The sequence below is a fragment of the Pseudoxanthomonas kaohsiungensis genome (assembly GCF_010211765.1).
GTDB lineage: Bacteria > Pseudomonadota > Gammaproteobacteria > Xanthomonadales > Xanthomonadaceae > Pseudoxanthomonas > Pseudoxanthomonas kaohsiungensis.
Genome location: NZ_PDWO01000020.1, coordinates 12,290 through 24,541 on the forward strand (window position 1 = coordinate 12,290; position 12,252 = coordinate 24,541).

Sequence of the window (12,252 nt, forward strand, 5' to 3'; positions counted from 1 at the left end):
CAGGCGCCGCGCCGGGCCCGCAGTGGCCGAGCCACAGCCCGCCCAACCGGTGCCGGAAGGCAGCGGACCCGGCGACGGCTTCGCGCCCCGGCTGCTGGCCTGGTTCGACCGCCATGGCCGCCATGACCTGCCCTGGCAGCATCCGCGCACGCCGTACCGCGTGTGGCTGTCGGAAGTGATGCTGCAGCAGACCCAGGTCGCCACGGTCATTCCGTATTTCGAGCGCTTCCTGCGCGCCTTCCCCGACCTGCCGACGCTGGCCGACGCACCATCCGACGCGGTCATGGCGCAGTGGGCCGGGCTGGGCTACTACAGCCGCGCGCGCAACCTGCATGCCACCGCCCGGCTGTGCGTCCAGCGCCATGGCGGCGACCTGCCGCGCGATCTCGAGGCACTGATGGCGCTGCCGGGCATCGGTCGCAGCACCGCCGGGGCGATCCTCACCCAGGCCTGGGGCGACCGTTTCCCGATCCTGGACGGCAACGTCAAGCGCGTACTCGCCCGCTACCACGGCATCGAAGGCTGGCCCGGGCTGCCGGCGGTGGAGAAATCGATGTGGACGCTGGCCCAGTCGCACCTGCCGCAGGCGCGCCTGGCCGACTACACCCAGGCGCAGATGGATTTCGGCGCCACCCTGTGCACGCGCGCCAACCCGGCCTGCGTGCTGTGCCCGCTGCAGGAGGGCTGCGCCGCACTGGCCAGCGGCCGCACCGGCTCGCTGCCCACCGCCCGCCCGGGCAAGGCCCTGCCCGAGCGCAGCGCGGTGGTGCTGTGGGCCGAGGACGCGCAGGGCCGGATCCTGCTGGCCCGGCGTCCGCCGACGGGGGTGTGGGCGACGCTGTGGTCGCTGCCGCAGGCCGACGACGAGACCCAGGCGCAGGCCTGGTCGGCACGGCACCTCGCCGGCGCCTGGGATGCCGAGACCCTGCCCGAGGTGCCGCACGCCTTCAGCCATTACCGGCTGCGGCTGCAGCCGCGGCGCCTGCGCGAAGTCGCGCCGAGGGCCACGGTCGGCGACAATCCCGACCTGCGCTGGGTCGCACGCGATGAACTGCACGCGTTCGCCCTGCCCGCCCCCATCCGCAAGCTGATCGACTCCCGGACATGAGCCGCACCGTCTTCTGCCAATACCAGCAACGCGATGCCGAGGGGCTGGATTTCGTCCCCTGGCCGGGCGACCTGGGCCAGCGCATCCACGCCCACATCGGCAAGCCCGCGTGGGCCGCCTGGCTCGCGCACCAGACCATGCTGATCAACGAGAACCGGCTTTCGCCGCGCGATCCGAAGCATCGCGCCTTCCTGGAAGGCGAAATGGAGAAGTTCCTGTTCGGCGGCGGCGCCGACAAACCGGCCGGCTACGTGCCGCCGGAAACCTGATCCCGGGCCACGCCGGGACAGCGCGGCCCGCGCCGTCAGCGGGATCGGGATGCCGGCGCGGCGCTGGGCCGCACCGGCATTCGTGTACCCCACTCCTTCAGTTCGACGGTGGCGTTTCGCCCGGCGGAGCGTCCTGGCGCGCCTCGGCGTTGGCCTGGCGGATTTCTTCGCGGCTCTGGTTGAGCGCCGGCACGTCGATCGGGCGGATGGTGTCGATCCGGCACGGGATCCGCGCCACCTGGCTCACGCCGGGACCGCGCGGGGTCACCGTGTCGAAGCGCGCGGTGACCTGGTTGGAGAAGTGCGAGATGGTGATCGAGGTGGCGAACTGCAGGTCCTGGCAGGGACCGGCGAAGTTCAGCAGGAAGGCCTCTTTCGGCCGCGTCCACACCACCATCGCGCTGTTGCCCAGCGGGGTCCAGCCATTGAGCCGGCCGAACATGCGGAAGCTGCGCACCGGCTCCCCGGCATGGGCCTCGTAGAACGCCAGCCGCTCGGCGTCCGTGGCCCTGGGCATCCCCGAGTTGCTGCAGGCCGCGGCCCCCAGCGAAAGGGCAATCGCAAGCACCCCCATCGAAAGCATCTTTTTCACCAGCTTCTCCGTGCGTGGGTGGACCGGGAGCGATCATGCGCCCAACGTTTCCCGCGGCCAACCGGAACCGCGAACGCGCCCGGCTTGTCTGCCATCCCGCGCCCCGGTATGATTCCGCCCCTCGCCGCGGTCATGCCGCGCATGGCCGGGTAGCTCAGTTGGTAGAGCAGGGGATTGAAAATCCCCGTGTCGGGGGTTCGATTCCCTCCCCGGCCACCACTTCTGGTGGATGGAACAGCGAGAAGCCGCGAAGGCCTGCAGGACTGCAGGCCTTTTCGCTTTCCGGGGCTTGTACAGCCGCACCGCGGCAGCCCGGCGCTGCGAATGGCCGGCTCGGAAATTTCCTACCCGCCAGGCCGGCTCTTGCCGATTCCCTCGCGCTGCAGCGCTTCGCACACTCGCGCGACGCCTGCTCCCGGCGGCCGGAACCCGGACCTTGCATGGACCAGAGACTCCTCGTCGTCCGTCGCGAACACGGCGGCGGCACCCTCCTCGATTGCGGCAGGCCGCTGGCCTGGTATCCGTCGGTGGCCGCAGCCCTGGCGGTGGCGGCGACCCTGGCCGACGCCAGTGCCCTGCGCGGCGGCCAACCGGCACGGGTCGAGTTGCGCGCCCGCCACAGCTCCTGGCTGCAGACCGCAGGCTGCTGAGCGCCGGGCCGGCCCCGCGGGCCCGGCCGGCGTGATTCCAGCCGAGGCGGCGGCCGCGGCCCGGATGCTAGGATCGGCGCGCCCTCTCGCGGAGGCACCATGCGCGCCCTGCCGATCCTGCTCCTGGCCTGTCTTGTGCCGGCGGTTCCCGCCCGCCACTCCCTGGCGGCGGCACCGGTGACCTCGGTCCCGGCGATGGACCTGTCCCGGTACGCCGGCAACTGGTACGAGATCGCGCACCTGCCGGTCTCGTTCCAGCGAAAGTGCGTGGCCGACATCACCGCCAGCTACGCCTTGCGCGCGGACGGCACGATCAGCGTGCGCAACGCCTGCCTGGCGCGCGATGGCAGCCAGGCGGTCGCCGAAGGGGTGGCGAGGACGGTCGAAGGCCATCCGGGCCGGCTCGAAGTGCGCTTCGTGCCCGGCTGGCTGTCCTGGGTGCCTCTGGTATGGGCCGACTACTGGGTGATCGCCCTCGATCCCGACTACCAGTGGGCGGTGGTCGGCGACCCCGACCGCAAGTACCTGTGGATCCTCTCGCGCGAGCCGACCATGGATCGGGAACTCTTCGCACGACTCAAGGCCAAGGCGGAGGGCGTGGGCTACCAGCTGGAGCCGCTGGTGGTCGCCGCCCCGCTGCGCTGAGCGGCGGCGACGGCTTACTATCGGGTCATCGCCCGCCCGGAGATCGCATGAAGCCCGTCCTGAAGCTGTTGTTGGCCACCGCCGTCCTCGTCCTGCTCGCCTCATGCGGAGGCAACGCCCGGCGCGTGTCGCCGCCTTCGGCCGCGATCCAGCAACTGGCGGTGCAGCCCAATGGCGACTGGATGGTGGACCTGCGGCTGCACAACTTCAGCAGCGTTTCCATGCGCTTCGACAAGGTCCGGCTGGAGGTAAGCGTGGACGAACACGCGGCCGGGGTCCTGCAGGCCACGCCGGGCATTTCGATCGGGCCGGGATCGGCCGACGTGGTGAAGGTGTCGATGAGGCCCGATGGCATGTCGCGCATCGCGGTGGCCGATGCCCTGGCCACCCGCAGGTCGCTGTCCTACCACCTGGTCGGCACGGTGGACGCCACGCCGGACGAGGCCAGCAAACCGCGCCAGTTCGACGTCGACGACCGCAGCGCGCTCAATCCCGCGCCGGGCCTGGACGGCGTGCTGCGCTGACCCCGCGCGACGGCATACCCAAACCGTCACCATTCGGGTATAAGCTGTTTTCCCGATGGAGACGGACACAGCAACGCTAGGTCTGGTCTGCACCGGAGCGCAGGCCCCGGTCGCCGCCCCTCCCCCGCGGGAGCACGCACCCGCGGTACGGGTGCTGTCGCTGGATGCGCATGGTCGCGCAATGGACTGGATCGGCTGGCAGGACGCGACCTGCCTCTACGCACGCGACGCGGTCGCCTGGACTCTGGGCGACCCCTGCCTGCGCGTGCATGGCGGCATCTGCCGCATGACCGGCGAGCGCAGCATGATCGAGCTGCACCCGATCGTCGCCACCCGCGGCCATGCCCATGCCCGCGCCCTGGATCCCACGCCGACCCTGTCCAATACCGCGCTGTTCGCCCGCGATGCGCACCTGTGCCTGTACTGCGGCGGCCAGTTCAACCGCCCGCACCTGACCCGCGACCACGTCATGCCCCTGTCCAAGGGCGGCCGCGACGTCTGGGAGAACGTGGTCAGCGCCTGCTTCCACTGCAACTCGCGCAAGGGCGACCGCACCCCGCAGCAGGCGCACATGCCGTTGCTGGCCGTCCCCTACCGGCCCAGCTGGATCGAGCACCTGATCCTGTCCAACCGCAACATCCTGGCCGACCAGATGGCCTTCCTGAAGGCGCAGCTGCCCAAGCGGTCGAAGCTGTCGGCCTGAACCTCCCCGGCCCCTGAACGGGCTTGCTTGCCCCGTCACGCCCCCGGGGAGGAAAATGGCGGCCCGTACCGTGCCGCACCCGATGAGCATCGATTCCGCCCGCTACCCACGCCTGTCGCGCATCGACACGCCTGCCGACCTGCGCCAGTTCGACGAGGCCGAGCTGCCCGCGATCGCCGAGGAGCTGCGCGCGTACCTGATCGAATCGGTCGGCCGCAGCGGCGGCCACTTCGGCGCCGGACTGGGCGTGGTCGAACTGACCGTGGCCTTGCACTGGCTCTACGACACCCCGGTCGACCAGCTGGTCTGGGACGTGGGCCACCAGACCTACCCGCACAAGATCCTCACCGGCCGCCGCGACCGCATCCACACGGTCAAGCAGAAGGACGGCGTGGCGCCGTTCCCCAAACGCGAGGAAAGCGAGTACGACACCTTCGGCGTCGGCCATTCCTCGACCTCGATCTCGGCCGCCCTTGGCATGGCGATCGCGCTGCAGCGCGCCGGCGACCCGCGCAGGGTCGTGGCCGTGATCGGCGACGGCGCGATGACCGCGGGCATGGCCTACGAGGCGCTCAACCACGCCGGTGGCATGGACGACGAGCCGAACCTGCTGGTGATCCTCAACGACAACCGGATGTCGATCTCCGAGGCGGTCGGCGGGGTCACCAAGATGCTCGGCCGGCTCACCGGCAGCGCCACGCTCAACAAGCTGCGCGAAGGCGGCAAGAAGCTGCTGGGCGACAAGAACAAGCCGCCGGCGCGCTTCGTGCGCCGCTGGGAAGAGCACTGGAAGGGCATGTTCGTGCCGTCCACGCTGTTCGAGGAAATGGGCTTCCACTACACCGGCCCGATCGACGGCCACGACCTGCCGGCGCTGGTCAACGCGCTGAAGACGCTCAAGACCCTCAAGGGCCCGCAGCTGCTGCACGTGATCACCACCAAGGGCAAGGGCTACGAGCTGGCCGAGGGCGACCAGATCGGCTACCACGCCGTCGGTCCGTTCGACCCGGCCAAGGGCCTGGTTGCCAAGGCCGGCGCGAAGAAGCCGACCTATACCGACGTGTTCGGCGACTGGCTGTGCGACATGGCCGCGGTCGAGCCCCGCCTGATGGGCATCACCCCGGCCATGCGCGAAGGCTCCGGGCTGGTGCGCTTCAGCAGGGAATACCCGGAACGCTACTTCGACGTGGCCATCGCCGAGCAGCACGCGGTGACCCTGGCCGCCGGCATGGCCACCCAGGGCGCCAAGCCCGTCGTGGCGATCTACTCCACCTTCCTGCAGCGCGGTTACGACCAGCTGGTCCACGACGTGGCCACGCAGAAGCTGGACGTGCTGTTCGCCATCGACCGCGGCGGCGTGGTCGGCCCGGACGGTGCCACCCATGCCGGCAACCTGGACCTGAGCTTCCTGCGCTGCGTGCCGCACATGCTGGTGATGGCCCCGGCCGACGAGAACGAGTGCCGGCAGATGCTCAGCACCGGTTTCCACCACGAAGGTCCGGCCGCGGTGCGTTATCCCCGCGGCACCGGTCCGGGCGTGGCGGTCGACCCCGGCCTGGAGACCTTGCCCATCGGCAAGGCGCAGCTGCGCCGCAGCGGTTCGCGCATCGCCCTGCTCGCCTTCGGCGCGACCGTGCCGGCGGCCGAACAGGTCGGCGCCGAGCTCGGGCTGACCGTGGTCAACATGCGCTTCATCAAACCGCTGGACCGCGCGCTGGTCCTGGAGCTGGCGGCCAGCCACCAGGGTTTCGTCACCGTCGAGGACAACGTCGTCGCCGGTGGCGCCGGTTCGGCGGTGTCGGAACTGCTCAACGCCGAGCGCGTGCTGTTGCCGGTGCTGCACCTGGGCCTGCCCGACGCCTTCCAGCACCACGCCAGCCGCGAGGACCTGCTGGCCGAGGCCGGCATCGATGCGGCCGGCATCCGCGCCGCGGTGCTCAGGCGCTGGCCGCAGCTGGCAACGACGGAAAGCGACCTGCCTCGCGCCGCCGGCGCCCTGTAGAGCCGGGCTCGCCCGGCGGCTGCGCCGAGCCGTCGAGTGCCTTGGCTGCCCGGGAAGGGCAGCGGGGCAAGCCTCGCTCTACGAAGAGCGCTCCGCGCTTGGTGCCGGGTTGGATCGCCCTACAGGGATGACGGCGCGATCGCATCCGCCGCCTCTTCGATCCCATCCTCGTAGCCGTACTCGTCCGGCGCCTGGACGCGGTAGCCGCGTTGCCGCAGCTCGGCAAGGTACCCGCCATCGCCACGGAGCAGTTCATCGATCGACAGCGTGGCGAAGGACACCGGATGGGCGGCCACCGCCTTGTCGACGGCGCTCATCCAGCTGTCGCGCACGCGAACATCGATGTCGACCAGCCCGCGCTTGCGTGCGGTCTCGGTCTGGGTCCACGCCGACAGGCAGGCCAGCAGCTGGTTGCGTCCGCTGGGCATGGTCCGCAGCGCGTCCAGGTCGCCCACCGCCCAGGCGTTGGCGCGCGCCATGATCTGCGGCAGGTCGCGCTCGATGATGTCCAGGGTGCCGTTGAAGCAGGCCAGGTCTTGGGGCTTGAGCTCTTCCTTGCGGAAATCCGCGATCGCCTGGCGCGGGTCGTCGATCTTCAGCGCGAGCAAGGTGGAGGTGCGCTCCAGGTCGCGCTCCTTGAGCGCCTTGTCGATCACCGGCCCGACCACCCCGCCCTCGCGCAAACCATTGCGCTCCAGCGCCGCCTTGTAGAGCTCGTAGACGGCGATCAGCGGGCGCTTCTTTTCCACGCCGCGATCGCGGCCAAGGTAACGCTGCTTGAGCACGCTCCAGCGCGCATAGATCTCCGGCGGCAGCACCTGGTCCAGGGTCCGGCCGTCCGGGTTCTTCATCGCCTTCAAGGCCGATGGCGCCAGGGTCAGGACGCGGAAGAAGCCCATGTCCGCATTGATGGTCACCCCCGGTGAACCCAGTACCGCCCCGGCCTGCCCCAGCACATCGCGCGCCTCGTCCGCGTCCCAGCTCATCCCGCGCGGAAGCGGCGATTGGGTACCGAGGATGTACAGGGTGTGGCCGCCGCGCGTGGCCCGCCACATGCCTGGCCCAGGCTGTACGCCGGTGACGACCACCGCTTCCATGTCCACGACCGGTGCCGCGTCCGTGCTCGCGGCGGGCGGCGACGGCTCCTGCGCCGGCGTGGCGCCCGTCGCGAACGCACCCCCCAGGACCAGAAGCACCACACCTGCCGCCATCCGTGCCGCCATGCCCGCGCTCCCAGACGCCAATGCCGGGCCGAGCATACGCGGGGCCGGCCAGCCACCGGCGGCCGGCGCAACGGTCGCGGCGGGCCTGTTCATGATTGGTTCCGCGGCCGGCGGCGCACACGAAAAAGCCCGCGCAAGGCGGGCCTGTTCGCAACACGTATTGGTCGGGGTAGCCGGATTCGAACCGACGACCACCAGTCCCCCAGACTGGTGCGCTACCAGGCTGCGCTATACCCCGAAGCAGCTTTCCGCCAGAGGCGGGCCGGCGATTATACCGGTTCGGCCGCGTCCGCGGCGAGGCCTCCGCGAACCCGCCGGCGATGGATCAACGCCGCAGCAGCTGCAGCACTTCCTCCAGCTCCATGCGCACCTGGCGCACGATCTGGCTGCTCAATGCCGACTCCTGCTTCGCGCCCTCGCCCTCCAGGCGCAGCCGCGCGCCGCCGATGGTGTAGCCCTGTTCGTACAGCAGGCCGCGGATCTGGCGCACCATCAGCACGTCGTGGCGCTGGTAGTAGCGGCGGTTGCCGCGGCGCTTGACCGGACTGAGGCTCGGGAACTCCGTCTCCCAGTAGCGCAGCACGTGCGGCTTGACGTCGCACAGCTCGCTGACCTCGCCGATGGTGAAGTAGCGCTTGGCCGGGATCGGCGGAAGCTCGCGGTTGCTGCCCGGATCAAGCATGCGGCTCGGCTCCCGCGTAGGCTTCCACCCGCTCCTTCAGCTTCTGGCCCGGGCGGAACGTGACCACGGTGCGGGCCGAGATCGGGATCTCCTCGCCGGTCTTCGGGTTGCGTCCCGGGCGCTGGTTCTTGCGGCGCAGGTCGAAATTGCCGAAACCCGACAGCTTCACCTGCCGGCCGCCCTGCAACGCCTCGCGCAGCACGTCGAAGAACGCGTCGACGAACTCCTTCGCCTCGCGCTTGTTCAGGCCGACTTCGTCGAACAGACGCTCGGCCATCTCCGCCTTGGTCAATGCCATTCCGGTCCTTCCCCTGTATCAGCCGCGGATCCGCGCGCCGTGCGCGCTGCCCAGTTCGGCGACCACGCGAGCCACGACCGCATCCGCGTCCTGGTCGGTCAGAGTGCGCGTGTTGTCCTGCAAAATCAAGCCCATAGCCAGACTCTTGCAACCGGATTCAACGCCCGGCCCCTGGTAGCGGTCGAACAGCAGCAGGTCGCGCAGGACCGGCCCCGCGGCGCGGCGGACGCCTGCGGCCAGGTCGGACCAGGCCACGTCCAGGCCGACCACGAAGGCCAGGTCGCGGCGCACGGCCGGGAAGCGCGACAGCGCCTCGGCATGCGGCAAGGCCCGCGCCTCCAGGGGCTCGAGGTCCAGCTCGAAGGCGACCACGTCGACGTCCAGGCCCAGGGCCAGCTGCAGGCGCGGGTGCAGCTGGCCGATCCAGCCGAGGCGCACCGGTTCGCCTTCCGCGGCGCTGCGGTACACGTCCGCGCTGCGGCCGGGATGGCCGAACGGTTCGGCCGACGGACGGAACTCCAGGACCGCACCCGAGGCGGCCGCCAGCGATTCGAGATCGCCCTTGAGGTCGTGGAAGTCGACCCGGCGCGACGCCTCGCCCCACTGTTCGGCGCGGGCGTCGCCACAGGCAACCGCCGCGAGCCGGCGGGTTTCCCGCGGCGCCGGATCGGGACCGCCCGGCGCACGCGACGACGGGTCGGCCGCAGCGAAGGTGCGACCGAGTTCGAACAGGCGCACGCGCCCGGCCTGCCGCGACACGTTGCGCGCCAGCGCGTCGACCAGGCCGGGCAGCAGCCGCGGACGCATCACCGCCAGCTCGGCGCTGAGCGGATTGGCCAGCGCCACGGTGCCGTCGGCACAGCCCCAGGTCCGCAGCAGGTCGGCCTCGACGAAGGCGAAGCTGATCGCCTCCAGGTAGTCGCGGGCGACCAGCTGGCGGCGGATATCGGCCTCGGCCAGGCGGGTTTCGCTCGGCACGACGATGCGCGCCGGCCCGCCGGGGAGGGTCGTCGGCAGCCGGTCGTAGCCGTGGATGCGCGCCAGTTCCTCGACCAGGTCCTCCTCGATCGCGATGTCGAAGCGGCGGCTGGGCGGGGTCACCTGCCAGCCATCGCCGCTCGCGGCGACCTGCATGCCCAGCGCACGCAGGATGCGTTCGATCTCGGCATCGGCGATCTCGATGCCGAGCACGCGCGCCACGCGCGCGCGGCGCAGGCCGATCGCGGCCGGCGCCGACAGGTGGCCAGGCAGGGTCGCCTCGGTCAGCGGACCGGGCACGCCGCCGGCGATGTCCAGGATCAGCCGCGTCGCATACTCCACCGCAATGCGCGGCAGCTCCGGATCCACGCCACGCTCGAAGCGGTGGCCGGCGTCGGTATGCAGGCCGAGGCGGCGGCTGCGGCCGATGATCGCCGACGGGACCCAGTGCGCGGCCTCGAGGAACACGTTGCGGGTGGCCTCGGTGACCTTGGTCGCCTCGCCGCCCATGATCCCGCCCAGCGCGACCGCACGCGCGGCGCGGCCGCCGTGGCTGTCGGCGACGACCAGGAAGTCGTCGTCCAGGGCCGCCTCGCGCCCGTCCAGCAGCCTGAGCTGCTCGCCCGCGCGCGCCGGGCGCACCACGACCGGGCCGGTCAGCGCGTCGCGGTCGAAGGCATGCATCGGCTGGCCCAGCTCCAGCATCACGTACTGGGTGACGTCGACCAGGAAACTGATCGGGCGCACGCCGGCACGGCGCAGGCGCTCGGCCATCCACACCGGGGTCGGCGCGGTGGCGTCCACGTTCTCGACCACGCGGCCGGCGAAGCGCGGCACGCGCCCGCCCGCTTCGAGCACGACGTCCATGGCGGCATCGCCCTGCGCCGGCACCGGCGCCATGTCCAGCGGTGCGACCTCGCTGGCCAGCGCGGCGGCCACGTCATAGGCGATGCCACGCACGCTGAAGCAGTCGGCGCGGTTGGGGGTCAGCTTGATCTCGATGCTGGCGTCGGGCAGGCCGAGGTAGTCGGCCAGCGGCGCGCCCACCGGCGCATCGGACGGCAGCTCGAGCAGGCCGGAGGCGTCGGCGTCCAGGCCCAGCTCCCTGGCCGAGCAGAGCATGCCGTTGGATTCCACCCCGCGCAGCCTGGCCGCCTTGATCGCGATGCCGCCCACGTTCGCACCGACGGTGGCCAGCGGCGCGACCAGGCCCGCCCGCGCGTTCGGCGCGCCGCAGACGACCTGCAATGGCGCGTCGCCGCCGATGTCGACCTGGCAGACCAGCAGGCGGTCGGCTTCCGGGTGCTTCACCGCCTCGACGATGCGCGCCACCACCACGCCGGCCAGCCCATCGCCCAGCGCGGTCACTTCCTCGACCTCGAGCCCGATCGCGGTGAGCGTGGCGGCCAGCCCGTCGCGGTTGGCCGAGGTGGGCACGTGGCTGCGCAGCCAGTTCTCGGAGAATTTCATCTTGATCGCGTTCCGTGGGGCGGGCCTGGCCCGCCGTGAATGTCGAAGGGTCCGTCGTCGTAGCGGTCAGGCGAACTGCCGCAGGAACCGCACGTCGTTCTCGAAGAACGCGCGCAGGTCGTTGACCCCGTAGCGCAGCATCGCGAAACGCTCCACGCCCAGGCCGAAGGCGAAACCGGTGTAGCGCTCCGGGTCGATGCCGCAGTTGCGCAGCACGTTGGGGTGGACCATGCCGCAGCCGAGCACTTCCAGCCAGCGCACGCTGCCGTCCGGCTGCTGCCAGGCGATGTCGACTTCGGCGCCCGGCTCCACGAACGGGAAATAGCTCGGGCGGAAGCGCATCTGGAAGTCGCGCTCGAAGAAGGCGCGCACGAACTCGGCCAGGGTGCCCTTGAGGTCGGCGAAGGTCGCGTGCTCGTCGACCAGCAGGCCCTCGACCTGGTGGAACATCGGCGAGTGGGTCTGGTCGCTGTCGCTGCGGTAGACCTTGCCGGCGGCGATCATCCGCAGCGGCGGCCCGCTCCCATCGGCCACGGCCTCGCCCATGTAGCGCACCTGCACGCCGGAGGTGTGCGTGCGCAGCAGGCGGCCGTCACCGAAATAGAAGGTGTCGTGCATGGCGCGCGCCGGATGGTGCGGCGGGAAGTTCAATGCCTCGAAGTTGTGCCAGTCGTCCTCGATCTCCGGACCGTCGGCCAGCTCGTAGCCGAGCCTGCCGAAGATTTCGGCGATCCGCTCCAGCGTGCGCGACACCGGGTGGATGCCGCCGCGTTGCCCGTCGCGGCCCGGCAGGGTCACGTCGATGGCCTCACCGGCCAGGCGCGCGTCGAGCGCGGCTTCCTCCAGCACCGCCCTGCGCGCGGACAGCGCCTGCCCGACCTCGTCGCGGATCCGGTTGATGGCTTCGCCGGCGGCCTTGCGCTGGTCGGCAGGCAGGGTGCCCAGCTGCTTGAGCTGGGCGGTGATGCTGCCCTGCTTGCCCAGCAGTCCCACGCGCAGGGCTTCCAGTGCGTCGGGCGACTGCGCGGCGGCGATGTCGGCCAGCGCGCGCGCGGCCAGGGATTCGAATTCGCTCATGGGGTTCCGGGTTCCGGCGTTCGGAAAAACA

Annotated in this window: 13 protein-coding genes and 2 tRNA genes; 8 read left to right on the top strand and 7 right to left on the bottom strand. The window is 71.1% G+C overall.

Annotated elements, in window-relative coordinates; all coding sequences use genetic code 11:
* The first annotated feature begins 22 nt into the window (after positions 1–22).
* Together mutY and CSC66_RS15955 are read left to right on the top strand one after the other, a co-directional pair.
* Positions 23–1,108 (top strand): A/G-specific adenine glycosylase, encoded by a 1,086-nt coding sequence (gene mutY / locus CSC66_RS15950; RefSeq protein WP_379655824.1) that lies wholly within the window; start codon positions 23–25, stop codon positions 1,106–1,108.
* Positions 1,105–1,377 carry an oxidative damage protection protein gene (locus CSC66_RS15955; RefSeq protein WP_162378411.1) on the top strand — a complete coding sequence of 91 codons (273 nt, stop codon included), beginning with the start codon at positions 1,105–1,107 and terminating at the stop codon, positions 1,375–1,377. The genes mutY and CSC66_RS15955 overlap by 4 nt, the downstream gene beginning before the upstream one ends.
* Before the next feature lie 97 nt (positions 1,378–1,474).
* Here the strand turns inward: CSC66_RS15955 and CSC66_RS15960 are convergent, their stop codons facing one another.
* Positions 1,475–1,960 carry a DUF6491 family protein gene (locus CSC66_RS15960; RefSeq protein WP_338016032.1) on the bottom strand — a complete coding sequence of 162 codons (486 nt, stop codon included), beginning with the start codon at positions 1,958–1,960 and terminating at the stop codon, positions 1,475–1,477.
* A gap of 152 nt (positions 1,961–2,112) precedes the next feature.
* Here CSC66_RS15960 and CSC66_RS15965 point away from each other — a divergent pair.
* The 6 genes from CSC66_RS15965 (at position 2,113) to dxs (ending at position 6,493) form a co-directional block, all read left to right on the top strand.
* A tRNA-Phe gene (locus CSC66_RS15965) sits at positions 2,113–2,188 on the top strand.
* 221 nt (positions 2,189–2,409) lie between these two features.
* Positions 2,410–2,619: a hypothetical protein gene (locus tag CSC66_RS15970; protein ID WP_162378412.1), complete on the top strand. Its 210-nt coding sequence runs from the start codon at positions 2,410–2,412 to the stop codon at positions 2,617–2,619.
* Between the two features lie 99 nt (positions 2,620–2,718).
* Positions 2,719–3,264, top strand: a complete 546-nt coding sequence (locus CSC66_RS15975) for a lipocalin family protein (protein WP_162378413.1) — start codon at positions 2,719–2,721, stop codon at positions 3,262–3,264.
* A 47-nt stretch (positions 3,265–3,311) separates the two neighbouring features.
* Positions 3,312–3,788, top strand: a complete 477-nt coding sequence (locus CSC66_RS15980) for an LEA/WHy family protein (protein ID WP_162378414.1) — start codon at positions 3,312–3,314, stop codon at positions 3,786–3,788.
* Between the two features lie 55 nt (positions 3,789–3,843).
* Complete coding sequence (locus tag CSC66_RS15985) at positions 3,844–4,491, top strand: HNH endonuclease (RefSeq protein ID WP_162378415.1); 648 nt, start codon at positions 3,844–3,846, stop codon at positions 4,489–4,491.
* A gap of 82 nt (positions 4,492–4,573) precedes the next feature.
* On the top strand, positions 4,574–6,493 hold the full coding sequence (gene dxs, locus CSC66_RS15990) for a 1-deoxy-D-xylulose-5-phosphate synthase (protein WP_162378416.1): 1,920 nt from the start codon (positions 4,574–4,576) through the stop codon (positions 6,491–6,493).
* A gap of 119 nt (positions 6,494–6,612) precedes the next feature.
* On the opposite strand, the gene CSC66_RS15995 is transcribed toward dxs, so the two are convergent.
* The 6 genes from CSC66_RS15995 to pheS all read right to left on the bottom strand — a co-directional run bounded on the left by CSC66_RS15995 (position 6,613) and on the right by pheS (position 12,221).
* Positions 6,613–7,704, bottom strand: a complete 1,092-nt coding sequence (locus tag CSC66_RS15995; RefSeq protein WP_162378438.1) for a TraB/GumN family protein — start codon at positions 7,702–7,704, stop codon at positions 6,613–6,615.
* A gap of 173 nt (positions 7,705–7,877) precedes the next feature.
* Positions 7,878–7,954: transfer RNA gene (locus tag CSC66_RS16000), tRNA-Pro, on the bottom strand.
* 87 nt (positions 7,955–8,041) lie between these two features.
* Positions 8,042–8,398 carry a MerR family transcriptional regulator gene (locus CSC66_RS16005; protein ID WP_028916088.1) on the bottom strand — a complete coding sequence of 119 codons (357 nt, stop codon included), beginning with the start codon at positions 8,396–8,398 and terminating at the stop codon, positions 8,042–8,044.
* Positions 8,391–8,696, bottom strand: coding sequence for an integration host factor subunit alpha (locus CSC66_RS16010; protein WP_162378417.1), 306 nt, complete (start codon positions 8,694–8,696; stop codon positions 8,391–8,393). Before CSC66_RS16010 ends, CSC66_RS16005 begins: the two co-directional genes overlap by 8 nt.
* 18 nt (positions 8,697–8,714) lie before the next feature.
* Positions 8,715–11,144 carry a phenylalanine--tRNA ligase subunit beta gene (gene pheT / locus CSC66_RS16015; RefSeq protein WP_162378418.1) on the bottom strand — a complete coding sequence of 810 codons (2,430 nt, stop codon included), beginning with the start codon at positions 11,142–11,144 and terminating at the stop codon, positions 8,715–8,717.
* 66 nt (positions 11,145–11,210) lie between these two features.
* On the bottom strand, positions 11,211–12,221 hold the full coding sequence (gene pheS, locus CSC66_RS16020; RefSeq protein ID WP_162378419.1) for a phenylalanine--tRNA ligase subunit alpha: 1,011 nt from the start codon (positions 12,219–12,221) through the stop codon (positions 11,211–11,213).
* Between the last annotated feature and the right edge of the window lie 31 nt (positions 12,222–12,252).